This is a genomic window from Streptomyces sp. CRN 30 (assembly GCF_034105845.1).
Genome location: NZ_JAVRHI010000016.1, coordinates 21747 through 48038, shown reverse-complemented (window position 1 = coordinate 48038; position 26292 = coordinate 21747). Strand labels below are relative to the sequence as shown.

At 70.5% G+C, this 26292-nt stretch carries 21 protein-coding genes and 2 tRNA genes; 4 read left to right on the top strand and 19 right to left on the bottom strand.

Annotated features, from left to right (window positions below; all coding sequences use genetic code 11):
* Positions 1–125: 125 nt before the first annotated feature.
* The 10 genes from UW392_RS01940 to UW392_RS01895 form a co-directional block, all read right to left on the bottom strand.
* Positions 126–1628, bottom strand: coding sequence for a CYTH and CHAD domain-containing protein (locus UW392_RS01940; RefSeq protein ID WP_320773062.1), 1503 nt, complete (start codon positions 1626–1628; stop codon positions 126–128).
* Positions 1629–1687: 59 nt separating this feature from the next.
* Positions 1688–2887 carry a rod shape-determining protein RodA gene (gene rodA, locus UW392_RS01935; RefSeq protein WP_320773061.1) on the bottom strand — a complete coding sequence of 400 codons (1200 nt, stop codon included), beginning with the start codon at positions 2885–2887 and terminating at the stop codon, positions 1688–1690.
* Positions 2884–5142, bottom strand: a complete 2259-nt coding sequence (gene mrdA, locus UW392_RS01930; RefSeq protein ID WP_320773060.1) for a penicillin-binding protein 2 — start codon at positions 5140–5142, stop codon at positions 2884–2886. The genes rodA and mrdA overlap by 4 nt, the downstream gene beginning before the upstream one ends.
* A gap of 217 nt (positions 5143–5359) precedes the next feature.
* Complete coding sequence (gene mreD, locus UW392_RS01925; RefSeq protein ID WP_320773059.1) at positions 5360–6043, bottom strand: rod shape-determining protein MreD; 684 nt, start codon at positions 6041–6043, stop codon at positions 5360–5362.
* A 13-nt stretch (positions 6044–6056) separates the two neighbouring features.
* Complete coding sequence (mreC, locus tag UW392_RS01920) at positions 6057–7010, bottom strand: rod shape-determining protein MreC (RefSeq protein WP_320773058.1); 954 nt, start codon at positions 7008–7010, stop codon at positions 6057–6059.
* Positions 7011–7208: 198 nt separating this feature from the next.
* Entirely contained in the window at positions 7209–8228 is a 1020-nt protein-coding gene (locus UW392_RS01915) for a rod shape-determining protein (protein ID WP_121888712.1), read from the bottom strand.
* Positions 8229–8543: 315 nt separating this feature from the next.
* Positions 8544–8960: a nucleoside-diphosphate kinase gene (gene ndk, locus UW392_RS01910; protein WP_320773057.1), complete on the bottom strand. Its 417-nt coding sequence runs from the start codon at positions 8958–8960 to the stop codon at positions 8544–8546.
* Between the two features lie 211 nt (positions 8961–9171).
* Entirely contained in the window at positions 9172–9510 is a 339-nt protein-coding gene (locus UW392_RS01905) for a DUF4233 domain-containing protein (RefSeq protein WP_320773056.1), read from the bottom strand.
* 7 nt (positions 9511–9517) lie between these two features.
* Positions 9518–11041 (bottom strand): bifunctional tetrahydrofolate synthase/dihydrofolate synthase, encoded by a 1524-nt coding sequence (gene folC / locus UW392_RS01900; RefSeq protein ID WP_320773055.1) that lies wholly within the window; start codon positions 11039–11041, stop codon positions 9518–9520.
* Positions 11042–11244: 203 nt separating this feature from the next.
* Positions 11245–13896, bottom strand: coding sequence for a valine--tRNA ligase (locus UW392_RS01895; RefSeq protein ID WP_320773054.1), 2652 nt, complete (start codon positions 13894–13896; stop codon positions 11245–11247).
* Positions 13897–14032: 136 nt separating this feature from the next.
* Between UW392_RS01895 and UW392_RS01890 the strand changes: the two genes are divergently transcribed.
* Entirely contained in the window at positions 14033–15106 is a 1074-nt protein-coding gene (locus tag UW392_RS01890) for a hypothetical protein (RefSeq protein WP_320773053.1), read from the top strand.
* 60 nt (positions 15107–15166) lie between these two features.
* Here the strand turns inward: UW392_RS01890 and clpX are convergent, their stop codons facing one another.
* From clpX to UW392_RS01865, 5 genes are all read right to left on the bottom strand, one after another.
* Complete coding sequence (clpX, locus tag UW392_RS01885) at positions 15167–16453, bottom strand: ATP-dependent Clp protease ATP-binding subunit ClpX (RefSeq protein ID WP_320773052.1); 1287 nt, start codon at positions 16451–16453, stop codon at positions 15167–15169.
* 219 nt (positions 16454–16672) lie between these two features.
* Positions 16673–17371 (bottom strand): ATP-dependent Clp protease proteolytic subunit, encoded by a 699-nt coding sequence (locus tag UW392_RS01880; RefSeq protein ID WP_320773051.1) that lies wholly within the window; start codon positions 17369–17371, stop codon positions 16673–16675.
* Positions 17372–17426: 55 nt separating this feature from the next.
* Positions 17427–18032: an ATP-dependent Clp protease proteolytic subunit gene (locus tag UW392_RS01875; protein WP_064731751.1), complete on the bottom strand. Its 606-nt coding sequence runs from the start codon at positions 18030–18032 to the stop codon at positions 17427–17429.
* A 257-nt stretch (positions 18033–18289) separates the two neighbouring features.
* Entirely contained in the window at positions 18290–19714 is a 1425-nt protein-coding gene (gene tig, locus UW392_RS01870; RefSeq protein WP_320773050.1) for a trigger factor, read from the bottom strand.
* A gap of 181 nt (positions 19715–19895) precedes the next feature.
* Positions 19896–19972: transfer RNA gene (locus UW392_RS01865), tRNA-Pro, on the bottom strand.
* A gap of 163 nt (positions 19973–20135) precedes the next feature.
* On the opposite strand from UW392_RS01865, the gene UW392_RS01860 reads away from it, so the two are divergent.
* A tRNA-Gly gene (locus UW392_RS01860) sits at positions 20136–20209 on the top strand.
* A gap of 75 nt (positions 20210–20284) precedes the next feature.
* Here the strand turns inward: UW392_RS01860 and UW392_RS01855 are convergent.
* Positions 20285–20479 (bottom strand): hypothetical protein, encoded by a 195-nt coding sequence (locus UW392_RS01855; protein WP_320773049.1) that lies wholly within the window; start codon positions 20477–20479, stop codon positions 20285–20287.
* Positions 20480–20958: 479 nt separating this feature from the next.
* On the opposite strand from UW392_RS01855, the gene UW392_RS01850 reads away from it, so the two are divergent.
* A complete protein-coding gene (locus tag UW392_RS01850; protein ID WP_320773048.1) occupies positions 20959–22146 on the top strand; it encodes an acyltransferase family protein in 1188 nt (395 codons plus the stop codon).
* Between the two features lie 28 nt (positions 22147–22174).
* Here UW392_RS01850 and UW392_RS01845 read toward each other — a convergent pair whose 3' ends face one another.
* Positions 22175–22651 (bottom strand): HD domain-containing protein, encoded by a 477-nt coding sequence (locus tag UW392_RS01845; RefSeq protein ID WP_320773047.1) that lies wholly within the window; start codon positions 22649–22651, stop codon positions 22175–22177.
* A gap of 5 nt (positions 22652–22656) precedes the next feature.
* Entirely contained in the window at positions 22657–23853 is a 1197-nt protein-coding gene (locus UW392_RS01840; RefSeq protein WP_320773046.1) for a PP2C family protein-serine/threonine phosphatase, read from the bottom strand.
* A gap of 163 nt (positions 23854–24016) precedes the next feature.
* Between UW392_RS01840 and UW392_RS01835 the strand changes: the two genes are divergently transcribed.
* Positions 24017–25267, top strand: a complete 1251-nt coding sequence (locus UW392_RS01835) for a GNAT family N-acetyltransferase (protein ID WP_320773045.1) — start codon at positions 24017–24019, stop codon at positions 25265–25267.
* 148 nt (positions 25268–25415) lie between these two features.
* Here UW392_RS01835 and UW392_RS01830 read toward each other — a convergent pair whose 3' ends face one another.
* Positions 25416–26225, bottom strand: a complete 810-nt coding sequence (locus UW392_RS01830) for an Fpg/Nei family DNA glycosylase (RefSeq protein WP_320773044.1) — start codon at positions 26223–26225, stop codon at positions 25416–25418.
* Between the last annotated feature and the right edge of the window lie 67 nt (positions 26226–26292).

Genomic DNA, 26292 nt, shown 5'->3' with positions numbered 1-26292 from the left:
CAAGAACCGGACCGTCGGCACCGCGCCGCCAGAGCTGGTCTGGCGGAGCCGGGCCGACAGGGGTGACCATCTAGCCTAACGCGCCCGGGACGGGCCGCCCGCACGCGGTGACGTCCCGGGCCGGCTCAGAGGTCCGCCGCCGCGTCCTTGACCTCGTCCCAGTGGCCGGGCAGCCGGGCCTCCACATCGGCCGCCCGGCCGTCCTCGCGGCCGAACAGCACACCGTAGGTGAAGGCGCTCTCCCCCGCCGCGTGGGCGACCGCGGCCAGCTCGCGCAGGGTCTCGCGCGCCATCACGCTGTCCTGGTGTTCGCCGAGCAGGTTCTGCAGCGCCTTCATGGTCTTGACCATGCTCTTGGCGGGCTTGCCGAGCGCCGGTTCGGCGGCCTCCGCCGCGTACCGGGTGCGCTTGGTCTTCTTGCGCGCGTCGTGCAGGGCGAGGTCGCGCTCCGCACCGGGGTCCGTGCCGAGTGCCTGCTCGACCAGGGCGGTGACCTTGGCGAAGTCCTTCTCGACGGCCCCGGCGACGACCGGGCCCGGGTCCTTCCCGGCGGCTTTGAGCAGCGGCGGGTCGGCGATCAGCGCGTCCAGGGTGTCGAGCAGGTCGAGGTAGCGGCGGGAGTCCAGGACGCCGGTGAGCCGGCCGCGGGCGCCGCCGTGCTCGGCGCCGGACCAGTTCCGCAGGCGTTCGCCGACCGGGCCGTGGACGAGGCCGGGGTCCACCGCGTCGAGCCCGGCCGTCAGCCGCTCGGTCAGCACCTCGCGGTCCCGGTCCTCGCCGAGGACGCCGGCGAGCCACTTCAGCTCGTCGCCGACCGGGTCGGTGACGGACCGGTCGAGGACCGCGCGGAACGACTTGAAGGTGGAGCGGAGCCTGCGCGTCGCGACCCGCATGCTGTGCACCGAGTCCTCGGCGTCCCGGCGGACGGCCGGGTCGAGCTCGACGATCGCGTCCCGCTGGGCGCGCGCGTACGCCAGGACGTGGTCGCCGGCGGTGACCGGCTTCCCGGCCGGAGCGGGCCCGCGGGTCCGGTCGGGGGCGGTCTCCGCCAGGGCGCGGCCCAGTTTGGAGGAGGCGGCGGACGGGCGGACGCCCGCCTTGCGCAGTCGTTTCTCCACCTTGTCGAGGAAGGCCGGGTCGCCGTCGTCGGCCAGCTCCACCTCGATCTCGGTCCAGCGGACGTCGCCGACGCCGCCGCTGAGCCGCTCGGCGTGCACGGCGTCCACGCTGGCCTCGGCGAGCATCCGCCCCTCCGCGTCGAGGAGGTGGTGTACGTCGCGGTCGGAGCGCAGCCGGATCACGGGGAGCAGCTCGTGGCCGCGGACTCGGGAGCGGACCAGTGCGAGGAGTTCCTCGGGGACGGTGTCGGACAGGGGTGCCCGGATCTCGTCGCGGGTCCCGGGGGCGACGGGCAGTTTCAGGTGCCAGCCGGCGTCGGAGCCCCCGGTGCGGCGCCGCAGGGTGACGCCGCGGGCCGCGAGGCGCTCGTCGGCGGTGTCGTAGTAGGTGGCGTCGAGGTGGGTCACGCCCTTGTCGTGGACCGCCGCGACGCCGGCCGCGCCGGTCAGGTCGGGGAGTCCGTCGTCAGCCTCGTACTTCCGCTCGATCTCACGCTTGATGTCCGCCATGGGGCCTACGTACCCGGCGGGGGGCGCCGGTCACCCCCTCGTGGGGATGACCGCCGCCCTCACGCCGACATGGGCCGTTGGACGGTGATCGACTGCAGCAGTCCCACCGCCATCCATACGGAGAACATCGACGAGCCGCCGTAGGAGACGAACGGGAGCGGCAGGCCGGTCACCGGCATGATGCCCAAGGTCATCCCGATGTTCTCGAACGCCTGGAACGCGAACCAGGCGACGATCCCCGCGGCGACGACCGTGCCGTAGAGGTCGGGGGTGTCGCGGGCGATGCGGCAGGCCCGCCACAGGACCACGCCGAGGAGCAGGATGATCAGTCCGGCGCCGACGAAGCCCAGTTCCTCGCCGGCGACGGTGAAGACGAAGTCGGTCTGCTGCTCGGGCACGAACTGGCCGGTGGTCTGCGAGCCGTGGAAGAGACCGGAGCCGGTGAGGCCGCCGGAGCCGATGGCGATGCGGGCCTGGTTGGTGTTGTAGCCGACACCCGCGGGGTCCAGCTCGGGGTTGGCGAAGGCGGCGAACCGGTTGATCTGGTAGTCGTCCAGGATGCCGAGCTGCCAGACCGCGAGGGCGCCGATGGTGCCCGCGCCGAGCAGTCCGAAGATCCAGCGGTTGGAGGCGCCGGAGGCGAGCAGCACGCCGAGCACGATGACCACCATGACCATGACCGAGCCGAGGTCGGGCATGAGCATCACGATGAGCATGGGCACGACGGCGAGGCCGAGCGCCTGGAGGACCGTGCGGTGGTCGGGGTGCTGTTTGTCGCCCGCGTCGACGCGGGTGGCCAGCAGCATCGCCATGCCGAGGATGATGGTGAGCTTGACGAACTCCGACGGCTGGAGGGAGAAGCCGCCGGGGAGCTTGATCCAGGAGTGGGCACCGTTGATGGTCGAGCCGAGCGGCGTGAGGACCAGCAGGATCAGGAAGAGGGACGCGCCGTAGAGGATCGGCACGGCCGTGCGCAGCGCGCGGTGGCCGACCCACACTATGGCGATCATCAGCGTCAGGCCGATGCCGGTGTTGAGCAGGTGGCGCAGGAGGAAGTAGTACTGGTCGCCCTGGTTCAGCTCGGTGCGGTTGCGGGTGGCCGAGTAGACGAGCAGGGTGCCCATCAAGGACAGGGCGCCCGCGGCCAGCAGTATCGGCCAGTCGAGCCTGCGGGCCACCGAGTCGCGGGCGAAGACGCGGGTCCAGCCCGCGCGCTCGGGGCCGTAGCCGGAGACCTGGAAGCCGTTCGCCCCGGTCATGTGCGCACCCTTCGACGGTTGCGGTCCCGGCAGCCGCCGCGCCGTCGGCGGCGGGTCTCGCGGCCCGCGTTCTGCTGGTTGCCGACGGTCGCGCCCTGGTCCTGGCCGTCGATCGGGGCGTACTCGTCCTTCTCGGTGGCCTGCTGGTCCTTGACCGGGTCCTCGGAGACCTTCGGCGAGGCGATGGTCCCGTCGGTCTTGACCTTCGGCAGGCTCTTCTGCGGGGTGGAGAGCAGCGCCTTCTTCTTGTCGACGGCGCCGTCGTCGGAGACGCCGTACAGCGCGTCGTAGATGTTGCGGACGGCCGGACCGGAGGCGCCGGAGCCGGTGCCGCCCTGGGAGATCGTCATGACGATCGCGTAGTCCTCGGTGTACGTGGCGAACCAGGACGTCGTCTGCTTGCCGTGGACCTCCGCGGTACCGGTCTTGGCGTGCATCGGGATCTCGTCCTGCGGCCAGCCCTGGAACCGCCAGGCGGCCGTTCCGTTGGTGGCGACGCCCGCGAGGGCGGCGTCCATCTTGCCCAGCGTGGTCTTGTCTATCGGCAGCTTGCCGTGCGACTCGGGCTCGATCTCCTCGGTGTTCTTGCCGTCGGCGCTGATGACGGCCTTGCCGATGGAGGGGGTGTAGAGGGTGCCGCCGTTGGAGATGGCGGAGTAGATCGTCGCCATCTGTATCGGCGTCACGAGGGTGTCGCCCTGGCCGATGGAGTAGTTGATGGCGTCACCGGCGCGCATCTTGTTGCCTTCGAGGCAGTTCTCGTACGCGATCTTCTCCACGTACGAGCCGTCCTTCTTGCCGGTCTTGCACCAGGCGTCCTTGTTGGCCTTCCAGTAGTCCTGCTTCCACTGGCGGTCGGGGACGCGGCCGGTGACCTCGTTGGGGAGGTCGATGCCGGTCTCCTCGCCGAGGCCGAACTGGTGAGCGGCCTTGTAGAAGTAGTCGTTGGCCTTCTTGCCGTCCATGCCGCCGTCCTTCTTCCACTCCTCGTGCGCGAGGCGGTAGAAGACGGTGTCGCAGGAGACCTCCAGGGCGCGGCCGAGGCTGATGGAGCCGTAGTTCGCGGACTCGAAGTTCTTGAAGACCTGGCCGCCGACGCTGTAGGAGCTGGAGCAGTCGTAGCCGCCGTCGAAGTCGTAGCCGGCTTCCACGGCGGCGGAGGTGGAGACCACCTTGAAGATCGAGCCGGGGGCGGCCTGGCCCTGGATGGCGCGGTTGAGCAGCGGGTAGTTGCTGCTCTTGCCGGTGAGCTTCTTGTAGTCGGCGGCGGAGATGCCGCCCACCCACGCGTTGGGGTCGTAGCTGGGGTTGGACGCCATGGCGACGACGCGGCCGGTCTTGGCCTCCATCACGACGACCGCGCCGGAGTCGGCCTTGTAGTTCTCGTTGGTGTTGCGGTCGAACTCCTTGCGGGCGGCCTTCATCGCCTCGTTCAGCTCGTACTCGGCGATGCGCTGGACTCGGGAGTCGATGCTGGTGACGAGGTTGTCGCCGGGCTGGGCGGCGTCGGACTCGGCCTCGCCGATGACGCGGCCGAGGTTGTCGACCTCGTAGCGGGTGACGCCGGCCTTGCCGCGCAGCGCCTTGTCGTACTGGCGCTCCAGGCCGCTGCGGCCGACCTGGTCGGAGCGGAGGTAGGGCGAGTCGGTGTCCTGGGCCTGCTGGATCTCGTCGTCGGTGACCGGGGAGAGGTAGCCGAGGACCTGGGCGGTGTTGGCCTGGCCGGGGGCGGCGTAGCGGCGGACGGCCTCGGGTTCGGCGGTGATGCCGGGGAAGTCCTCGGCGCGCTCGCGGATCTGCAGGGCCTGCTTGGCGGTGGCCTCGTCGGTGATGGGGATGGGCTGGTAAGGCGAGCCGTTCCAGCAGGGCTGGGGGGTCTCGGCGTCGCAGAGGCGGACCTTCTCCTTGACTTCCTGCGGCTTCATGCCGAGGACCCCGGCGAGCTTGGTGAGGACGGCGTCGCCGTCGTCCTTCATCTTCAGCAGGTCGGTGCGGGAGGCGGAGACGACGAGACGGGTCTCGTTGTCCGCGAGGGCCACGCCGCGGGCGTCCAGGATGGAGCCGCGGACGGCGGGCTGGACGACCTGCTGGACGTGGTTCCCGGAGGCTTTTGCCGCGTACTCGTCGCCCTGGCGGATCTGGAGGTACCAGAGGCGGCCGCCGAGGGTGCCGAGGAGGGAGAGCACGAGAACCTGGATGACGACGAGGCGGATCTGGACGCGGGTGCTCCGCCCGGTCTCGGGAATGTTGGTCACTGCGGCTGCCTCCCCCTCTCGGAAACCGAAAACGTGTGCGTGTGCGGGTGCGTGAGATGCGTGTGCGTGTGACGCGTGTGCGTGTGCGTGTGGCCCGTGAGCGGGTGACGCGCGAGCGTGTACGAGTGCCTCGTGAGCCTGTACGAGTGTTGAACGCCCGGCCGCCGAGGAGGGGTTCCTCTCCGGCCCTCCCCCGTCCGGGTGAATCCTCCTGCCGTCACAGCCGCTTGACCCCCTTGATCCGTCCGGCCCGTGCGGTGCGGGCGCGGATCGTCTTCATCCGCAGGCCGCCGCGGAGTCCGTCGCGCTGGCCGCCGATGCGCAGCCCGGTGCCGCCGGAGAGCCAGCCGGAGGAGATGTCGGTGGTCTGGGCGGCGGAGCTGGTCTCGGCGAGCGGGTCGTTCTCCGCGCGGCGGGCCAGGGCCATGATCCCGGGGACCACGAAGGGGGCGAGCAGCAGGTCGTAGAGGGCGGCGGTGAACAGCAGGCCGCCGAGGCCGACGTGGCGGGCGGCGGTGTCGCCGACCAGGGCGCCGACGCCCGCGTAGAGCAGGGTGGAGCCGAGGGCGGCGCCGACCACGACGACCATGGGGCCGGTCGCGGACTTCAGCCGGCCGTTGTCGGGCTTGGCGAGACCGGCCAGGTAGCCGATGACGCACAGCACCAGGGCGTAGCGGCCGGCGGCGTGGTCGGCGGGTGGCGCGAGGTCGGCGAGGAGGCCGGCGCCGAAGCCGACGAGGGCGCCGCCGGTGTGGCCGTAGACCAGGGCGAGGCCGAGGACGACGAGGAGCATCAGATCGGGGACGGCGCCGGGCAGGTGGAGCCGGGCCAGCACACTGACCTGGAGCACCAGGGCGACGACGACCAGGGCGGCGGACAGCAGGATCCGGTTGACGCGCATGGGGTTCAGGCTCCTACTGCTCGGGCTCGGGCTGGAACTGGCCGTCCCCGGCCGCCTCGCCGGGCGGCGTCGCGGTCACCGTCACGGTGGGCACGGGGGTCGGCTTCGGCTTGTCCGGGAGCACCGTGTCGCGCGGGTCCTTCTCGGGTGCCTGGACGACGACGCCGACGATGTCGAGCTTGGTGAAGCCGACGTACGGCGTGACGTAGAGGGTGCGGGTGAGGTCGCCGCCGGAGGGGTCGACGCGGGAGACGACACCGACCGGGACGCCGGGCACGAACGGCTTGTCGGCCTGGGAGCCGAAGGTGACGAGCCGGTCTCCCTTCTTCACCTCGGCCTTGCCGTTGAGCAGTTCGACGCGGAGCGGGCGGTCGCCCTGCCCGGAGGCGAAGCCGAGTTCGTCGCCGGACTCCATACGGGTGCCGACGGTGAAGTCGGGGTCGCTGGCGAGCAGCACGGTGGAGGAGTCGGGGCCGACGGTGGTGACGCGGCCGACGAGCCCGTCGCCGTTGAGGACGGTCATGTCGCGCTTGATGCCGTCGTTGCTGCCGATGTCCACGGTGACGGTCCAGGAGAAGCCCTGGGCCGCTCCTATACCGATGACCTGGGCGCCCTTGATGCCGTACTGGCCCTCGCCGGCGAGCTTGAGCATCTTGTCGAGCTGGGCGAGGCGGCTGCGGCCGCGTTCGTCGCTGCCGAGCTTCGCCTTCAGGGCCGCGTTCTCCTCCTCCAGCCGCGCGAGCCGGTCGTGGCGGTCACCGGAGGCCCGGATCGCGGAGATCGCGTTGCCGACGGGGTCGACGGCGGACGACACCCCGTTCTCGATCGGACCGAACACGGTGGCCGCTGCCTGCCGGGCACCGTCGACCGGGGAGTCCTCCCCGCCACGGATGTCCACCGTGATCAGCGCGAACGCCACGGCGATCAGCAGCACCAGGAGCAGCCGGCTCTCTTTCGTGTCCCTCACGTGCGGCGGCCGTGCCTTCCTCGTCGGAATTCGGGAAACATGTGAAATTCGGGGAACTGGGAGAAATCAGGGAGGCGGAGGCGTCGGAAAGACTTCCGGACCCTGACGTTCGGACCCTGACGTTCCTCTGGTGTCTCTATATCAACGATCCGCCGCACGAGAGGAGATCGTCTCGTACGGCGGAACCGAAGCGTTACGTCATCTGCGCGGCTGGGCGTCCAGCACCTGCTGGAGCGCCTCGAACTCCTCGACGCACTTGCCGGAGCCGAGCGCGACGCTGTCCAGCGGGTCCTCGGCGATGTGGATCGGCATTCCGGTCTCCCGGCGCAGCCGCTCGTCGAGGCCGCGCAGCAGCGCTCCGCCGCCGGTCAGAACGATTCCTCGGTCCATGATGTCGCCGGACAGCTCCGGCGGACACTTGTCGAGGGTCGTCTTGACGGCGTCGACGATGGCGTTGACCGGTTCCTCGATCGCCTTGCGCACTTCGCCGGCGGAGATGACGACGGTCTTGGGCAGCCCGGACACCAGGTCCCGGCCGCGGATTTCGGTGTGCTCGTCAGAGTCGAGGTCGTACGCCGAACCGATCGTGATCTTGATCTGTTCGGCCGTCCGCTCACCCAGGAGGAGGGAGTACTCCTTCTTGATGTGCTGGATGATCGCGTTGTCCAGTTCGTCGCCCGCGACGCGGATGGACTGGGCGGTGACGATGCCGCCGAGGGAGATGACCGCGACCTCCGTGGTGCCGCCGCCGATGTCGACCACCATGTTGCCCGTGGCCTCGTGGACCGGCAGGCCGGAGCCGATGGCCGCGGCCATGGGCTCCTCGATGATGTGCACCTGGCGGGCGCCGGCCTGGGACGACGCCTCGATGACGGCACGGCGCTCGACACCGGTGATGCCGGAGGGCACACAGACGACGACGCGCGGACGGGCCAGATACCTCCGCTTGTGGATCTTCAGGATGAAGTAGCGGAGCATCCGCTCGGTGATCTCGAAGTCGGCGATGACACCGTCCTTCAGCGGCCGCACGGCAACGATGTTGCCGGGCGTGCGCCCGATCATCTTCTTCGCTTCGGCACCGACCGCGAGGATGCCACCGGTGTTGGTGTTGATCGCGACGACGGACGGCTCGTTGAGTACGATCCCACGACCCCTGACGTACACCAGCGTGTTGGCGGTCCCGAGGTCGACAGCCATGTCACGGCCGATGAACGACATTGAGTTCCCCATCAGGATTCGACTGGCCTTCCCGCGAGCTTTTGAGGGCTTTTCAGGTCGGCGAGGTGGGTGCAGTGACGTGAAGGCTTCCATCGTAGACGCGCTTTCGCGAACACTGCGCGAGGGTCTTCGCCATTGTCAGCAGATGACGTCCCGCCTCGCTTGTGGAGACGGGCCGATGGAGGCAAACGTTCCCCCGATCGGCACGCATATGCCGCAGGGCGGCCGTTATGACACGGCCGCCCTGGTCAGAGGGTACGTCCGACTGACGTGCCGTCAGAAAAAATTTACTGGGCCTTTCGCCGGGCCCGGCCGTCAGACCCGGCCCGGGAAGAAGATCTTCAGCTCGCGCTCGGCGGACTCCTCGGAGTCGGAGGCGTGGATCAGGTTCTCCCGGACGATGACGCCGTAGTCGCCGCGGATGGAGCCGGGCGCGGCGGCGATCGGGTCGGTGGGACCGGCGAGCGCGCGCACTCCCTCGATGACCCGCTCACCTTCGACGACCAGGGCCACGACCGGGCCGGAGAGCATGAACTCCACCAGTGGCTCGTAGAAGGGGCGTCCGACGTGCTCGGCGTAATGCTGTTCGAGCGTGGCGCGGTCCAGGTGCCGCAGTTCGAGCGCCTTAATCTTCCAATCGGCCTTGCGTTCGATACGCCCGATGACTTCACCCACCAGCGAACGACGGACAGTGTCCGGCTTCAGAAGGATGAGAGTGCGCTGGGTGGTCATGGAATACGGCTCCTTGCAGGCCAGAGGGACGCTTGGCCCGAGGCTACCGGGTCACGGAAGAGGGGTGGCGCCCGGACCGGTCGAACGGAGCCCCGCGACCGCGGGGAGCACGATCAGCAATACGCTGAGCACAAGGGAAAGCCGGGACCATCTCCGCGGACGCGGAGTCGACCGGGCGCCGCAAGCGTCAACGCGCGACCCAGGCCACAGGTCACACCTCCGCCTGTGCCGCGAACCTCGCCTTCGCCTCGTCGATCTTGCCGCCGTAGTGCACCGACGCCCACCACAGGCCGCCGAAGACGACACCGAGGACGAACATCGTCGGGACGACGAAGCCGGACGCGACCAGGGCGATCTGCAGGGCCCAGCCCAGCGCGACCCCGGCCGGACGGGTGACCATCCCGCACAGCGCCACGCACAGGAACATCGCGATGCCGCAGACCGTCCACACCGTCCCCATGGAGAGGTCCGACTGTTTCATCGCGACCAGACCGGCGAAGCCGATGACGAAGAACTCGCCGATCAGGGTCGAGGAACAGAGCGTACGCACGGGCTGGTCAACCCCTTCCCAGCAGCAGTCGGGCCTCGCCGACCGTGATGACGGAACCGGTGACGAGGACACCGCCGCCGGTGAACTCGCCCTCTTCCTCGGCCAGCGTGATGGCCGCCTCCAGCGCGTCCGGGAGCCGTGGCTCCACCTGGACGCGCTCGTCGCCGAAGATTTCGACGGCGATCGCCGCCAGCGCGTCGGCGTCCATCGCGCGGTGGCTGGAGTTCTGGGTGACGACGACCTCGGCGAAGACCGGCTCGAAGGCTTCGAGGAGCCCCCGTACGTTCTTGTCGGCGCTCGCCCCGACGACACCGATGAGGCGGCTGAACTGGAACGCCTCCCCCACCGCCGCCGCTGTCGCCCGCGCGCCGGCCGGGTTGTGCGCGGCGTCCAGCACGACCGTCGGGGAGCGCCGTACGACCTCGAGGCGGCCCGGCGAGGCGACCGCGGCGAACGCCTTGCGCACGGCGTCGGCGTCCAGCGGGTCGGGCCGCTGGGAGCCGACGCCGAAGAACGCCTCGACGGCGGCGAGCGCCACGGCCGCGTTGTGCGCCTGGTACGCGCCGTGCAGCGGCAGGTACACGTCGGTGTACTCGCCGCCCAGGCCGCGCAGGGTGAGAAGCTGTCCGCCGACGGCGACCTCCCGGGCGACGACGCCGAACTCCAGGCCCTCGCGGGCGACGGTGGCGTCCACGTCGACGGCCCTTTTCAGCAGCACCTGGGCGGCGTCCACCGGCTGCTGCGCCAGGATCACCGTGGCGTCCTGCTTGACGATGCCGGCCTTCTCCGCGGCGATCTCGGCCGTGGTGTCGCCGAGCCGGTCGGTGTGGTCCAGGTCGATGGGGGTGACGACGGCGACATCCCCGTCGATGACGTTGGTGGCGTCCCAGCTGCCGCCCATGCCGACCTCGACGACGGCGACGTCCACGGGCGCGTCCGCGAAGGCGGCGTACGCCATGCCGGTGAGCACCTCGAAGAAGGAGAGCCGGTACTCCTGCTGTCCGTCGACCATCTCGACGTACGGCTGGATGTCCCGGTAGGTCTCGATGAACCGCTCGGCGGCGATCGGCGCGCCGTCCAGGCTGATCCGCTCGGTGATCGACTGCACGTGCGGCGAGGTGTACCGGCCGGTGCGCAGATCGAAGGCGCCGAGCAGCGCCTCGATCATGCGGGCCGTGGAGGTCTTGCCGTTGGTGCCGGTGATGTGGATCGACGGGTACGAGCGCTGGGGCTCGCCGAGGACGTCCATCAGGGCGGCGATGCGGGCGACGCTGGGCTCCAGCTTGGTCTCGCCCCAGCGGGTGGCGAGGTCCGCCTCGACCTCGCGCAGGGCCGCGTCGACCTCGGGGTCCTCGGGGCGGGCCGGGATGTCGGACTGCGGCGGGCCGCCCTGGGTACGGAGGGTGCGGCTGCCGGCCTCGATGACCGCGAGGTCGGGGTCGCGGGTGGTCTCCGCGTCGATGATCTCGTCGAAGGAGTCGAGGGGGTCGGCGGGGTCTGGCTGGTCGTTCTCGCCCGGGATGTCGCTCACGCGCCCAGTCTACGGAGTGCGGCTCCCGGGGAGGGGGCTGGCCTCCGCGGGCGGGTACGGGTCGTGCGGGTGGCTGCTGTCGCGCCGACGCGGCGCAGCCGCAGACCGGCACGGCCCCGCGCCCGTTCCTCAGGGACGCGGGGCCGTGCCGGTCTACGGCTCCGCGCCCGTTTCTCAGGGTCGCGGGGAACCGCGCGGAACGCCTACGCCTGCGGCAGGCGCTCCAGCTGGCCCTGGATGCGGGTGATGTCCTCCTTCGCCTTGGCCAGCCGGCCGCGGATCTTGTCGACCACCTGGTCGGGGGCCTTCGCCAGGAACGCCTCGTTGCCCAGCTTGGCCGTGGCCTGGGCCTTCTCCTTCTCCGCGGCGGCGAGGTCCTTCGCCAGCCGCTTGCGCTCGGCGGTGACGTCGATGGTGCCGGAGAGGTCCAGCGCCACCTCCACGCCGGCGATCGGCAGCGTCGCCGTGGCAGTGAACTCCTCGCCCTCCGGCTGGAGCCGCAGGAGCTGGCGGATCGCCGCCTCGTGCGTGGCGAGGGCCGTGCCGTCCAGCGACAGCCGGGCCGGGACCCGCTGGCCGGGCTGGAGGCCCTGGTCGTGGCGGAAGCGGCGGACCTCGGTGATGCAGGACTGGAGCGACTCGATCTCCCGCTCGGCGCCGGCGTCACGGAAGCCGCCCGGGGCGTCAGCCCCAGGAACGGACACAGCGGCCGGCCAGTCGGCGATGACGACCGACTCGCCGCCGGTCAGCGTGGTCCACAGGACCTCGGTGACGAACGGCACGACCGGGTGCAGCAGCCGCAGCGTGACGTCGAGGACCTCGCCGAGGACGCGCTTGCTGACCTCGGCCGGCTCGCCGCCCGCCTGGAACGTGGTCTTGGACAGCTCCACGTACCAGTCGAAGACCTCGTCCCACGCGAAGTGGTAGAGGGCGTCGGACAACTTCGCGAACTGGTAGTCCTCGTAGTAGGCGTCCACCTCGGCGACCGTGGTGTTCAGCCGGGAGAGGATCCAGCGGTCCGTGGGGGACATCGCGGAGACGTCCGGCAGCGGGCCCTCGACCGTGGCGCCGTTCATCATCGCGAAGCGCGTCGCGTTCCAGATCTTGTTGGCGAACTTGCCGGACGCGTCGACCCAGCTCTCGCCGATCGGCACGTCGGTACCCGGGTTCGCGCCGCGGGCCAGGGTGAAGCGGACGGCGTCGGAGCCGAACTTGTCCATCCAGTCCAGCGGGTCGACGACGTTGCCGAAGGACTTCGACATCTTCTTGCCGCGCTCGTCGCGGACCAGGCCGGTCAGGGCGATGGTCTTGAAGGGGACCTCGCCGTCCATGGCGTACAGGCCGAACATCATCATCCGGGCGACCCAGAAGAAAATGATGTCGTGACCGGTCAGGAGGACGTCGGTCGGGTAGAACTTCGCGAGGTCGGGGGTCTCCTCGGGCCAGCCCAGGGTGGAGAACGGCCACAGGCCCGACGAGAACCAGGTGTCGAGGACGTCGGTCTCCTGGTGCCAGCCCTCGCCCGTCGGCGGCTCCTCGTCGGGGCCGACGCAGACGATCTCGCCGTCCGGGCCGTACCAGACGGGGATGCGGTGGCCCCACCACAGCTGGCGCGAGATGCACCAGTCGTGCATGTTGTCGACCCAGTCGAAGTAGCGCTTCGACATGTCCTCGGGGTGGATCGTGACCCGGCCGTCGCGGACGGCGTCGCCGGCCGCCTTGGCGAGCGGGCCGACCTTGACCCACCACTGCATGGACAGCCGCGGCTCGACGGTGGTGCCGCAGCGCGAGCAGTGGCCGACGGAGTGGACGTAGGGGCGCTTCTCGGCGACGATCCGGCCCTGCTCGCGCAGGGCGGCGACGATGGTGGAGCGCGCCTCGAAGCGGTCCAGGCCCTCGAAGGGGCCGTGCGCGGTGATGACGCCGCGCTCGTCCATGACGGTGAGCGACTCCAGCGAGTGGCGCTGGCCGATCGCGAAGTCGTTCGGGTCGTGGGCCGGGGTGACCTTGACCGCGCCGGTGCCGAACTCGGGGTCGACGTGGGTGTCGGCGACGACCGGGATGGTGCGGTCGGTCAGCGGGAGCTTGACGCGCTTGCCGACCAGGTGCCTGTACCGCTCGTCGTCGGGGTGGACGGCGACGGCGGTGTCGCCGAGCATCGTCTCCGCGCGGGTGGTGGCGACGACCAGCGTCTCCTCGCCCTCGCCGTAGCGGATGGAGACCAGCTCGCCGTCGTCCTCCTGGTAGTCCACCTCGATGTCGGAGATGGCGGTGAGACAGCGCGGGCACCAGTTGATGATGCGCTCGGCGCGGTAGATCAGCTCGTCCTCGTAGAGCCGCTTGAAGATGGTGCCGACGGCCTTGGAGAGGCCCTCGTCCATGGTGAAGCGCTCACGGGACCAGTCGACGCCGTCGCCGAGGCGGCGCATCTGCCCGAGGATCCGGCCGCCGTACTCCTCCTTCCACTGCCACACGCGCCGGACGAACTCGTCGCGGCCGAGGTCGTGGCGGGACTTGCCCTCCTCGGCGAGCTGCTGCTCGACCTTGTTCTGGGTGGCGATGCCCGCGTGGTCCATGCCGGGCAGCCACAGCGCCTCGTAGCCCTGCATCCGCTTGCGGCGGGTGAGGGCGTCCATCAGCGTGTGCTGGAAGGCGTGGCCCAGGTGGAGGGAGCCGGTGACGTTGGGCGGCGGGATGACGATGGTGTACGGGGGCTTCTCGCTCTTCGCGTCGGCGGCGAAGTAACCCCGTTCTACCCAGCGCTCGTACAGCTGCCCCTCTACGTCGGCCGGCGTGTACTGGGTCGGCAGATCGGTCGTGGGCGCTGCGTGCGGCTGCTGAGTGTTCTCGGTCACCGGGCCAGTTTAGAGGTGTCACGACCCAGTCCCGAAACGCGATTCTTTGTAACGGTGCGACCCCCGCCACCCTGCGCCCGCCGGGGCTGGGTGAGGATGTCAGGAACACATAAGCATCTGGAGGGGAACCCAGAGAATGAGTCACCACCAGCCGGGCCCGTACGGCGGGCAGCCCCAGCAGCCCGGCCCCTACGGCCAGCCGGGCCCGTACGGTCAGCCGCCGCAGGCGCCCCAGCCCGGTTACGGTTACCCCCAGCAGCCCCCGCAGACGCCGCCCGGCCCGCCGCAGCCCGGCTACGGCCCGCCGCAGACGCCGCCGGGCCAGCCCCAGCCCGGCTACGGCTACCCGCAGCAGCCCCCGCAGGGCGTCCCGCCGCAGGGCCAGCCGCAGCAGCCGTACGGCCAGCAGGCGCCCTACGGCCAGCAGGCGCCGTACGGACAGCAGCCCCCGTACGGGCAGCAGCCGCCCTACGGCCAGGCACCCTTCGGCGCTCCCCAGCCCCCGCCCCCCGGTGGCGGCGGCAAGAAGAAGGCCGGGATCATCATCGGCGCGGTCGCGGTGGTCGCGGCGATCGGCGTGGGCGCGTACTTCGTGCTCGGCACGGGCGGCGGCTCGGGCGCCGTGGAGGACGACGGCGCGCACAAGCTGACGACGCCGAAGACGGTGCTGGGCGGCGAGTACAACCTGATGTCCGACTCCAGCGGCGGCAACAGCGACTCGGTCGAGGAGCTGGAGGAGAGCGGCGTCAAGAACGGCAAGTCCGCGCTCGGCGTCTACACGACGTTCGACATGGACAGCTACGACCCGTCCGATCCCAGCTCGGTGCCGGACGACTTCTCGACGATCACGTTCGCCGGTGCCTATGGGGAGATCGACGACCCGGAGGCCGCCCTGGACTCGTTCTTCACGTCGATGAAGAAGTCCGCGGCGAAGGGTTCCACCGCCGGCACCTCCGGCAGCACTGACACCGCGGCGACGCTCGTCGGCGACCCGGTCGCCGTCGACCTCGACGGCGCGCTGATGAAGTGCCAGGAGGCCACAGGCACCAACCCGCTCTCCAAGAAGGAGAAGTCGGACTGGTTCTGCGCCTGGGCGGACCACAGCACCATCGCCATGGTGTCGCCCGGCGAGGTCAACGGGGACACCAGCAAGGAGACCGCGGTGGACCTCACCAAGAAGCTCCGCGAAGAGGTCCGCGTCAAGGCGTGACCAGCCGTACGCGCGGCAGAAGGGCCCCGGTCGTCGTGACCGGGGCCCTTCTGGTGTGCGTTACGCCGTCTTCTGCTCGCCGGAGCCGCGCCCGCGCGAGTCCCGCGGGATCAGCGTCGGGTTGACGTTGGAGAGGACCACGTCGGCCGTGATGACGACGCGGGCGACGTCCTTGCGGGACGGCACCTCGTACATCACGCCCTGGAGAACTTCCTCCATGATGGCGCGCAGGCCGCGGGCGCCGGTCTGGCGCAGGATCGCCTGGTCGGCGATGGCCTCCAGCGCCTCGCGCTCGAAGTCCAGCTCCACGCCGTCGAGTTCGAAGAGCCGCTGGTACTGCTTGACCAGCGCGTTGCGCGGCTCGACGAGGATCTGGAGCAGCGCCTCACGGTCGAGGTTGTGGACGGAGGTGAGCACCGGCAGGCGGCCGATGAACTCGGGGATCATGCCGAACTTGACCAGGTCCTCCGGCATGACCTGCTGGAAGTGGTCCTGGGAGTCGCGCTCGCGCTTGGAGCGGATCTGCGCGCCGAAGCCGATGCCCTTGGCGCCGGCCCGGGACTCGATGATCTTCTCCAGGCCCGCGAAGGCACCGCCCACGATGAACAGCACGTTCGTCGTGTCGATCTGGATGAACTCCTGGTGGGGGTGTTTCCGCCCGCCCTGCGGCGGCACCGAGGCGGTGGTGCCCTCCAGGATCTTCAGCAGGGCCTGCTGGACGCCCTCGCCTGAGACGTCCCGGGTGATCGAGGGGTTCTCGCTCTTGCGGGCGACCTTGTCGATCTCGTCGATGTAGATGATCCCGGTCTCGGCCTTCTTGACGTCGTAGTCGGCCGCCTGGATCAGCTTCAGCAGGATGTTCTCGACGTCCTCGCCGACGTAGCCCGCCTCGGTGAGCGCCGTGGCGTCGGCGATCGCGAACGGGACGTTCAGCATGCGGGCGAGGGTCTGGGCCAGCAGGGTCTTGCCGGAGCCCGTCGGGCCCAGCAGCAGGATGTTGGACTTCGCCAACTCGATGGCGTCGTCGCGTCCTTGGGCGCCGCCGTTCTCCCCGGCCTGGACCCGCTTGTAGTGGTTGTACACCGCGACGGAGAGGGCCTTCTTGGCGGCCTCCTGGCCGACCACGTAGCCCTCCAGGAACTCGTAGATCTCGCGGGGCTTGGGAAGCTCCTCCCAGCGGACCTCGCTCGTCTCGGCGAGCTCTTCCTCGATGATCTCGTTGCAGAGGTCGATGCACTCGTCGCAGATGTACACACCGGGCCCTGCGATGAGCTTCTTGACCTGCTTCTGGCTCTTGCCGCAGAACGAGCACTTGAGCAGATCGCCGCCGTCACCGATGCGTGCCACGGTGTGCTTCCCCTTCGCCTGGGAGACTCCTGGACGTGGACGTCCAGTGGACTCCTGGTGCTGCCTTATGTCCGACGGTACCTTGCCGGGCCCCCCGTCCGGGCCCCCCTTGGCACGGTTCGCTTTGACGTGAACCCCGCCAAATCATGCCAAGGGGCGGCAGACGATACTCCCCCGAGCTCTCGAACCGCATTCGAGCAGGGGACCCCCACCTCGCCTTTAGCGGAGGGAGGAGTTGTCCATCTTGCGGGTGGTGATGATCTGGTCGATCAGCCCGTAGCTCAGCGCGTCCTCGGCCGTGAGGATCTTGTCGCGCTCGATGTCCTCGCGGATCTTGTCGATCTCCGTGGTGGAGTGCTTGGCCAGCATCTCCTCCAGCTGCGAACGCATCCGCAGGATCTCGTTGGCGGCGATCTCCAGGTCGGAGACCTGACCGCGGCCGGTCTCGCTGTAGGGCTGGTGGATCAGCACGCGGGCGTTGGGCAGCGCCATCCGCTTGCCGGGGGTGCCGGCGGCGAGCAGGACGGCCGCGGCGGAGGCCGCCTGGCCCATGCAGACCGTCTGGATGTCCGGCTTCACGTACTGCATCGTGTCGTAGATGGCCGTCAGCGCCGTGAAGGAGCCGCCGGGGCTGTTGATGTAGACCGAGATGTCCCGGTCGGGGTCCATCGACTCCAGGCAGAGCAGCTGCGCCATGACGTCGTTGGCGGAGGCGTCGTCGATCTGCACGCCGAGGAAGATCACGCGCTCCTCGAAGAGCTTCGCGTACGGGTCGTACTCGCGCACGCCCTGCGAGGTGCGCTCGACGAAGCGCGGGATGACATAGCGGGACTCGGCCGTGGGGCCGGTGTACTGGCCCTGGGCGGCGCGCATGTCCTGCATGCGGTCGTAGAGGCCGCTGCCGGGGAAGTCGTTCACAGTGTCTCCTGTAAAGGGGCTGGGGCGGTCGGCCGGTGGCGGTGGGGGGTGATCCTCAGGCCCCGGTGCCGCCGCCGCCCGGCATGCCCGCAGCCGTGGGGATGACGTCGTCGATGAGGCCGTACTCCTTGGCCTCGAAGGCGTCGAACCAGCGGTCGCGGTCCGAGTCGCGGGTGATCTGCTCGACCGACTGGCCGGTGTGCTGGGACGTCAGCTCGGCCATGCGCTTCTTGGTGTGCAGCAGCCGCTCGGCGTGGATCTTGATGTCCGAGGCCGAACCGGCGAGGCCGGCGGAGGGCTGGTGGATCAGGATCTCGGCGTTCGGCAGGGCGAAGCGCTTGCCGGGGGTGCCGGCGCTGAGCAGGAACTGGCCCATCGAGGCGGCGAGGCCCATGGCGATGGTCACCACGTCGTTCTTGATGAACTGCATGGTGTCGTAGATCGCCATGCCGGCCGTGATCGAGCCGCCGGGGCTGTTGATGTACAGGAAGATGTCCTTGTCCGGGTCGGCGGCAAGGAGCAGCAGCTGTGCGGTGATCTTGTTCGCGATGTCGTCGTCGACCGGCTGGCCGAGGAAGATGATCCGCTCGCCGAGCAGCCGGTTGTAGACCTGGTCGCCGAGGCCACCACCGATGGAGGGCTCGCCGGCGGCTGAGGGCATCAGATTCGTCACGTATCCACCTGCTCGTCTTACGACGGCGCCGGGCCGTCTCACGTTTCCCTGCGGGGCTGCTGGAGCCGTATCGGAGACTCCACTGCCCTGGTATTCATGGACCCTAACGCGCGGGTCCCTCCGGGGAATCCCTGATACGAGGCTGTTCGCCGGGGGCGTAGCCGCCGCGGACGCGGGGGGAAGACATCAGGGCCCCGGGGCGTACCCCGGGGCCCTGACTGCGTCTGCGAGGCGCCGCGGGCCGATCAGCCCTCGGTCTTCTCCCCGGCCTTGTCGTCGGCCTTGTCGTCGGCCTTCTCCTCGGCCTCGTCGTCGACGGCGGTCTCGGCGGCGGCCTCCGCGGCCTCCGCCTCCTCCTCGTCGTCGCTCAGGTCGACGATCTCGCCGTTGGTGTCCTTGACCGTGGCCTTCTCGACCACGACGGCCAGGGCCTTGCCGCGGGCGACCTCACCGACGAGGAGCGGGACCTGGCCCTGCTCGACGACGGCCTGGGCGAACTGGTCGGGGGACATGCCGGAGGAGGCCGCGCGCCGCATGAGGTGCTCGGTGAGCTCCTCCTGGTTGACGTTGAGCTTCTCCTGCTTGACCAGCTCGTCGAGGACGAACTGGGTCTTGATGCCCTTGACCGCGGCCTCACGGGTCTCGGTCTCGAACTCCTCCTCGGTCTTGCCCTGGATCTCCAGGTACTTCGCGAGGTCGAGGCCCATCTGGCCGAGCTGGTGGTGCTCCAGGTTGTGCTTGCGGGTGTTGACCTCGTCCGCGAGGAGCTTCTCGGGGACGGGGACCTCGACCAGTTCGAGCAGCTTGTCGAGCACGCGCTCCTGGGCCTGGGTGGCCTGGTCGTACTGCTTGCTGTCGGCGAGGCGCTTGCGGCTGTCGGCCTTCAGCTCGTCCAGCGTGTCGAACTCGGACGCGAGCTGGGCGAAGTCGTCGTCCAGCTCGGGCAGCTCGCGCTGGGCGACCTGGGTGACCTTGACGGTGACCTCGGCCTCCTGGCCGGCCGCCGAGCCGCCCTTCAGCTCGGAGGTGAAGGTGGCCTCGCCACCGGCCTCGACGCCCTTCACGGCGTCGTCGATGCCGTCGAGCAGCTCGCCGGAGCCGATGGTGTAGGAGACGCCGCTGGCGACTCCGTCCTCCAGCACCTCGCCGCCGACCTTGGCCTCCAGGTCGATGGTGACGACGTCGCCGTCCGCGGCGGCGCGCTCGACCGGGGAGGTGGAGGCGAAGCGCTCACGGAGCTGCTCGACCGCCTTGTCCACGTCCTCGTCGCTGACCTCGACCGGGTCCACCTCGACCTCGATGCCGGAGAAGTCCGGGATCTCGATCGACGGGCGGATGTCGACCTCGGCGGTGAAGTTCAGCGTCTCGCCGTCCTTCAGCTCCGTGATGTCGACCTCGGGCTGGCCCAGCGGGTCCACCTCGGCCTCGTTGACGGCGTCGGTGTAGAACTTCGGGAGGGCGTCGTTGACGGCCTCCTCCAGCACCGCACCACGGCCGAAGCGCTGGTCGATGACCCGGGCCGGGATCTTGCCCTTGCGGAAGCCCTTCACCGTGACCTGCTGGTTGATCTTCTTGTACGCCGCGTCGAGGCTGTCCTTGAGCTCCTCGAAGGGCACCTCGACAGTGAGCCGAACCCGAGTCGGGTTCAGGGTCTCCACGGCGCTCTTCACGGTTCGGTCTCCTTGTGGCTGACTTCTTGGGGTTGGCCGGTACCAGAGCGGACCGGCCGGTTACGCCGCCCGAAGGACTGCACAGGATGAGACACACGGGCGTGCAGCTTGCATAGTAACGGCAGGGCCTGCACACCCCAAAAGGCGATCATGCGAGGTGATCGGCCGGATGGCCGGTGGGTGGTCGGGGTGGCGGGATTTGAACCCACGGCCTTCCGCTCCCAAAGCGGACGCGCTACCAAGCTGCGCCACACCCCGTCTGGTGCGACACGTAGGGTACATGCCGCGGGCCCCGCGGACCTCCGTATTCACCGGGCGCCCGTGAAGGTCCGGTGGGGACGCCGGCGGGGTGTGCGGCGAACCGTGCCGACCCGCTACGATGCCTCCAGTGCCGCGGTCACCGACTCGCGGCGCGCTCTGTGCGGGCGTAGCTCAATGGTAGAGCCCTAGTCTTCCAAACTAGCTACGCGGGTTCGATTCCCGTCGCCCGCTCCACGCACGGCCCAGGGCCCGGTTCCACGGAACCGGGCCCTGGCGCGTTCGGTCAGAAGCCGGCCCTGACGCGTTCGGTCAGAAGCTGATCGAGTTGATCGTTTCGGCTATCGAGTTCATGAAGCGGTTGATCGACGGGGCCATGCCGGTGGAGGCGAGGAAGAAGCCGAAGAGCACCGCCACGATCGCGGGCCCTGCCTTGAGGGATCCCCCTCGCATGAGCACCACCAGGATGATCGCCAACAGCAGCACCACTGACAGTGAAATGGCCACAACTGATCACACCCTAGATCGGTCCGCTCTCCCGGCCCGGAGGTGCGGCTTCGCGCACCCCCGCCAGAGACCATCGTGCCACCAACCCGGCCGCCTCATGCGGCGGCTGACACATCGTCTGGTCGGTGTCCCACGCGTCCGCCCCGCACCAGCGGGCCCCGCACACCTCAACCGCCGTGGTCCGCACAGTAATTCGAAGGGCCGGCCGGGCACGTAATTCGACCGGTTCCTTTCCAGGTCCACACAACGCGTTCGCAGGCATTTCGAATTGTTGCCACCGGCACATCAACACCTGCGGACACGGCGGCCTTACGCCCTCTTTAATCCTGATGAATCCTGACAAAGTGGGTGCGGAATAGGGGAGAACCGACACTCCCGGCCGTTCGGATCGTTGATACGCACGGCCTTATACCGGCCCATATCCAGGAATGACGACAAGGGTTTTACTGATTCCCGCGGACAACGCTAGGGTGCCTCAGATGTTCCACGCTGCCTCGTCCCCGCCGCACCGCCAGCAGAACGGCAAACAGCGCGACGCGTTCTTCGACAACGCCAAGTACCTGGCGATCGCGCTGGTGGCCATGGGCCACTCCTGGGAGCCGCTCAAGGGCGACAGCCGTGTCCTGGAGGGCCTGTACTCGGTGGTGTACGCCTTCCACATGCCGGCGTTCATCATCATCTCCGGCTTCTTCTCGCGCAGCTTCGACATGCGCCCGGACCGGCTGCGGCGGCTGATCACCGGGGTCGTCGTCCCCTACGTCGTCTTCGAGACGGCGTACTCGCTCTTCAACCGCTACGTCGGCGACAGCCCCGACCAGGAGATCAGCCTGCTCGACCCCTGGTACCTGACGTGGTTCCTGGTCGCGCTGTTCGTCTGGCGGCTGACCACGCCGGTCTGGAAGCTGGTCCGCCACCCGCTGCCCGTCGCGCTGGCCGTCGCCGTGCTGGCGTCCGTCTCCCCGGAGATCGGCGACGACCTGGACCTCCAGCGGGTACTGCAGTTCCTGCCGTTCTTCGTGCTGGGCCTGAACATGAAGGCCGAGCACTTCCAGTGGGTGCGGCGCCGGTCGGTGCGGATCGCCTCGGTCCCGGTGTTCGCCGCGGCGGTCGCCGTCGGCTGGTGGTCGGTGCCGCGCATGAACACCGGCTGGTTCTACCACCGCGACTCCGCGCAGGAGCTGGGCGCGCCCTGGTGGACCGGGCCGGTCATGACGCTGGGCCTCTTCGCCTGCTCGCTGCTGCTGACGGCCTGCTTCTTCGCCTGGGTGCCGGGCCGCCAGCGCTGGTACACGGCGCTCGGCGCGGGCACGCTCTACGGCTACCTGCTGCACGGCTTCCTGATCAAGGGCGGCGACTACCTGGGCTGGTTCGACCACTCCTGGCTGCGCACGCCGCCCGGGGAGGTTCTCGTGACCGCCCTGGCCGCCGCGGCCGTCACGCTGCTGTGCACGCCGCCCGTGCGCCGCGTGTTCCGGTTCGCGATGGAGCCCCGGATGGAGTGGGCGTTCAAGCGGGACGCCGCCGAACTGGCCCGCGAGCGGGAGCGCGCCGAGGCCGGTACGGAGGCCCGGACCGGTGCCGAGGCCGGTGCTGAGGCCGGTGGTAAGGCCGGTGCTGAGTCCGGCGGGGACGGCAAGCGGGACAGCCGGGAGAAGATCCACGCCTAGGGGCCGTCCACGGGGCACCCGGGAACGCCTAGGAGGCGGTTCCGGGCGGCAGGCCGAGGAGGGCGCGCATCCGGGCGTACTTCGCGGTCAGCCGGGTCCGGACCGCCGCGTCCAGGACCGCGAGGCGGGCCGGGTCGGCGTTGTGCGCCAGGTCGGCCTCCTTCACCAGCAGCGCGCCGGGTACGGCGAGGACGCGGGCGGCGTACGCCTCGGGTCCCTCCCCCGGCCGTTTGGTCACGGCGTCCACGATGTCCTTGGTACGGGGGCTCAGCGCGGCCCGCGCGAGCCAGTCGCGGCTGAGGGCGTCGTCCTCCACGGCGTCGTGCAGCCAGGCCGCCGCGATCTGGTCGGCGTCGCCGCCCCGGCGCCGGACGCCCTCGGCGACGGCCGCCAGGTGCTCGGCGTAGGGCCGCCCCGCCTTGTCCGTCCGGCCCTCGTGGGCGGCGCGGGCGGTGGCCTCGACCGCGGCGAGGGAGAGCGGCGGGGAGGGTTCGGTCCCGGTCACGGCGCTCAGCCTCCCGCCGCCTGGGCCTGGGCCTGGGCCGTGGTGGGGCCCTCCCGGCAGATCAGCAGCAGCGCCCGGTCGTCGTTGACGTCCTTGGCGACGGCCTCGATCAGGTGCCAGGCGGCGCCGTGGAAGCCGCCCGCGACATAGCGGTCGGCCTCGCCGGTGAGGCGGTCCAGGCCCTCGGAGATGTCCCGGTCGGAGGTCTCCACCAGGCCGTCCGTGAACAGCATCAGCACGTCGCCGGAGCGCAGCGACCCCTTGACCGGGTCGAACTGCGCGCCGTCGTACACGCCGAGCAGTGGCCCCTCGGCGGCCTTCTCCTCCCAGCGGCCGGTGCCCGCGCTGAGCTGGAGGCCCGGCGGGTGGCCGGCGGTGTACAGCTCGTAGTCGCCGGAGTCGAGGTCCAGGACGAGGTGGATGGAGGTGGCGAACCCCTCGTCCCAGTCCTGGCGGAGCAGGTAGCCGTTGGCGGCCGGGAGGAAGGCGTGCGGGGGCAGGCTGCCGAGGAGGCCGCCGAAGGCACCGGAGAGCAGCAGGGCGCGGGAGCCCGCGTCCATGCCCTTGCCGGAGACGTCGGTGAGGACGACCTCCAGGGTCCGGCCGCCGTTGGTGCGCGCGGCGACCACGAAGTCGCCGGAGAAGGACTGGCCGCCGGCCGGGCGCAGCGCCATCTCGCGGTGCCAGCCCGGCGGGAGCTTGGGCAGCTTGCTCTGGACGCGGATGCGTTCGCGCAGGTCGAAGAGCATGGTGCCGCCGCGCCGCCAGGGCACGCCGACGCGGCTGCGGAACTGGGCGATCAGCAGGCCGAAGAAGCCGCAGGCGGCGACGACCAGGACGACGCCCGGGGTGACTCGGGAGGGCCCCTCGGTGTACGGGCCGAGCTGCACGGACTCCACGATGAGGGCGGTGGCCGCGGCGGCGTACAGGCCGAGCAGGCTCGCCGGGCGCAGCAGCAGGCCGCCGGCGACGATGGGCAGGACCAGCGCGGCCGGGGAGCACCAGACGGAGTTGACCATGGTGATCGCCGCGATGACGGGGACCGTCAGCAGCAGCCCGGCCAGGGCGATCCAGTCCGAGCCGTCGCCGCGGAAGTAGTCGACGGCCGATTTGCGCAGCGCGACGCGGGCCCGGTGCCACTGCTTCTTCAACCGGGCCGTGAACGTGTCGGCTTCCGCACGCCGCTGTCGTCCTGCTGCCATCAGTTCGGGACCCTATCCATCGGAGCAGGCGCTTGGCACGGGAGGTACCACTTGTCCCCCGTCCGAGGCCAGAGTTCACAGTGAATCCCACGCGGGGCCGTTGTGCGGGCCGCCGAGGGAAATTCCCTGGCTCGTCCCTCATTGCCCGGGTAATCATGGCTCCATGAGCACTGACGGGACCGACCGTACGACGGAGCTGCGCATACTGCGGCAGGACGAGTGGCCGACGTGGTACGACGCCCTGATCCGCGCCTTCGGCGGGGTGCCGGAGGCTCCCGAGGAACGTGAGCTGTACAACTCCCTCACGGAGACCGACCGTTCGCTCGGTGTCTGGGAGGGCGACGCGTGTGTGGGGACGGCGGGGGCGTTCGGTTTCCGGATGACCGTGCCGGGTGGGGCGGAGGTACCGACGGCGGGCGTCACGATGGTCTCGGTCGCCGCCACGCACCGGCGGCGGGGTGTGCTGACGTCGATGATGCGGCGCCAGCTCGACGACGTGCGCTCCTGGGGGGAGCCGCTGGCCGCGCTGACGGCGTCGGAGCCCGCGATCTACGGCCGGTTCGGCTACGACGCCGCGACCGTCCAGCTCAACGCGGAGATCGACACCGCGCGGGTACGGCTGTCCGGGCCGGCCGGGACGGATGACGTACGGGTGCGGTACGCGGTGCCCGGCGACGTCCTCGACGCGTGCGAGGCGGTGTACGCGCGGCTGGTGCCGGGGCGGCCGGGGATGCTGGCCCGGCGGCCCGGCTGGGAGCGGCTGGGGCTGCTGGACCCGGAGAGCCGCCGGGAGGGGGCGTCGCCGCTGCAGTGCGTGGTGGCCTCGCGGGGCGCGGAGATCATCGGCTACGCGCGGTTCCGGGTGCGGCCCGGGTGGGGCGAGGGCGGGCCCGAGGGCACGGTGGTGCTGGAGGATCTGGAGGGGCTCGATCCGGCGGTGCGGGCGGCGCTGTGGCGGTTCCTGTTCGGCATCGACCTGACGACGAAGCTGTCCGTGCGCGGGCGGCCGGCCGACGAGGCGTGGCAGTACCAGGTGTCGGACATCCGGCGGTGCCGGACGCAGTCGCGGGACGTGCTGTACGTCCGTCTGGTCGACGTGGGGGCCGCGCTGGAGGCGCGGACCTACCGGACGCCGGTGGACGTCGTGCTCGACGTCGAGGACGCCTTCTGTCCGTGGAACACCGGGCGCTGGCGGCTGGCGGGCGACGAGAAGGGCGCGACGTGCACGCCGACGTCCGACCCGGCGGACCTCGCGCTGTCCGCGCGGGAGCTGGGCGCGGCCTATCTCGGCGGGGTGTCGCTGGGGGCGCTGGGCGCGGCCGGACGGGTGCGGGAGCTGCGCCCCGGGGCGCTGGCGGAGGCGTCGCTGGCCTTCGGCTCCGACGTGGCCCCGTGGCTGCCCCACGGGTTCTGACGGGCCACTGGCCGGCCTCTGACGGGCCTCTGGCCCACCTCTGACCGGCCTGCTGCGCTCCCGCGGCCCCGGGGCCCACGACGGTCACGGGGTGGGGTGCCGGCAGGCCGGGCGGCCGCTCAAGCCGACCGACGGGCCGGGCGGTCGCTCAGGTCGGCTGGCAGGCCGGGCACCAGAAGAGGTTGCGGGCCGCCAGTTCGGCGGTGCGGACGTCGGTGCCGCAGAGGTGGCAGGGGAGGTTCGCGCGCCGGTAGACGTAGACCTCGCCGCCGTGGTCGTCGACGCGGGGCGGGCGGCCCATCGCCTCGGGGGTGTGTTCGGGGCGGACGGTGTCGATGCGGTTGTTGCGGACGCCCTCGCGCATCAGCGCGACCAGGTCGTGCCAGATCGCGTCCCACTCGGCGGGCGTGATGTCGCGGCCCGCGCGGTAGGGGTCGATGCCGTGCCGGAAGAGCACCTCGGCGCGGTAGACGTTGCCGACACCGGCGATGATCTTCTGGTCCATGAGCAGCGCGGCGATCGTCGTGCGGCTGCGGGAGATCCGGGCGTACGCGACGGCCGGGTCGGCGTCGTCGCGGAGCGGGTCGGGGCCGAGGCGCTCGTGTATCGCCCGCTTCTCGTCGGGGGTGATCAGCGCGCAGGCCGTGGGGCCGCGCAGATCGACGTACGCGGTGTCGCCCACCAGCCGCAGCCGCACGGTGTCGGTGGGCGGCGGCGCGGGGGCGGGGCCGAAGCGGACCTTGCCGAAGAGGCCCAGGTGGATGTGGACCCAGTCGTCGGCGCGGAAGCGCAGGAAGAGGTGCTTGCCGTGCGCCTCGGTGGCCGTCAGCTCGGCGCCGTCGAGCAGGGCCGCGGCGTCGGAGAACTTGCCCTGGGGGCTGGTCACCCGGACGGCCCGGCCGGTGAAGGCGGCGTCGTAGTCCTGGGCGAGCCGGTGGATGGTGTGCCCTTCTGGCACCGTGCGGCGTCCTTTCGGTCCCGCCCGGCGGGGTTCTCCGGCGGGCGGGGTCCTCCGGCGGGCGGGT

Bases quoted from the DNA above. Each gene is read 5' to 3' on its own strand.
- UW392_RS01835 (WP_320773045.1), top strand. From the start codon at position 24,017: ATGAGCACTGACGGGACCGACCGTACGACGGAGCTGCGCATACTGCGG.
- UW392_RS01875 (WP_064731751.1), bottom strand. From the start codon at position 18,032: ATGCCCTCAGCCGCCGGCGAGCCCTCCATCGGTGGTGGCCTCGGCGAC.
- UW392_RS01840 (WP_320773046.1), bottom strand. From the start codon at position 23,853: ATGGCAGCAGGACGACAGCGGCGTGCGGAAGCCGACACGTTCACGGCC.
- UW392_RS01940 (WP_320773062.1), bottom strand. From the start codon at position 1,628: ATGGCGGACATCAAGCGTGAGATCGAGCGGAAGTACGAGGCTGACGAC.
- ndk (WP_320773057.1), bottom strand. From the start codon at position 8,960: ATGACCACCCAGCGCACTCTCATCCTTCTGAAGCCGGACACTGTCCGT.
- UW392_RS01915 (WP_121888712.1), bottom strand. From the start codon at position 8,228: ATGTCGTTCATCGGCCGTGACATGGCTGTCGACCTCGGGACCGCCAAC.
- UW392_RS01890 (WP_320773053.1), top strand. From the start codon at position 14,033: ATGAGTCACCACCAGCCGGGCCCGTACGGCGGGCAGCCCCAGCAGCCC.
- rodA (WP_320773061.1), bottom strand. From the start codon at position 2,887: ATGACCGGGGCGAACGGCTTCCAGGTCTCCGGCTACGGCCCCGAGCGC.
- mreD (WP_320773059.1), bottom strand. From the start codon at position 6,043: ATGCGCGTCAACCGGATCCTGCTGTCCGCCGCCCTGGTCGTCGTCGCC.
- UW392_RS01850 (WP_320773048.1), top strand. From the start codon at position 20,959: ATGTTCCACGCTGCCTCGTCCCCGCCGCACCGCCAGCAGAACGGCAAA.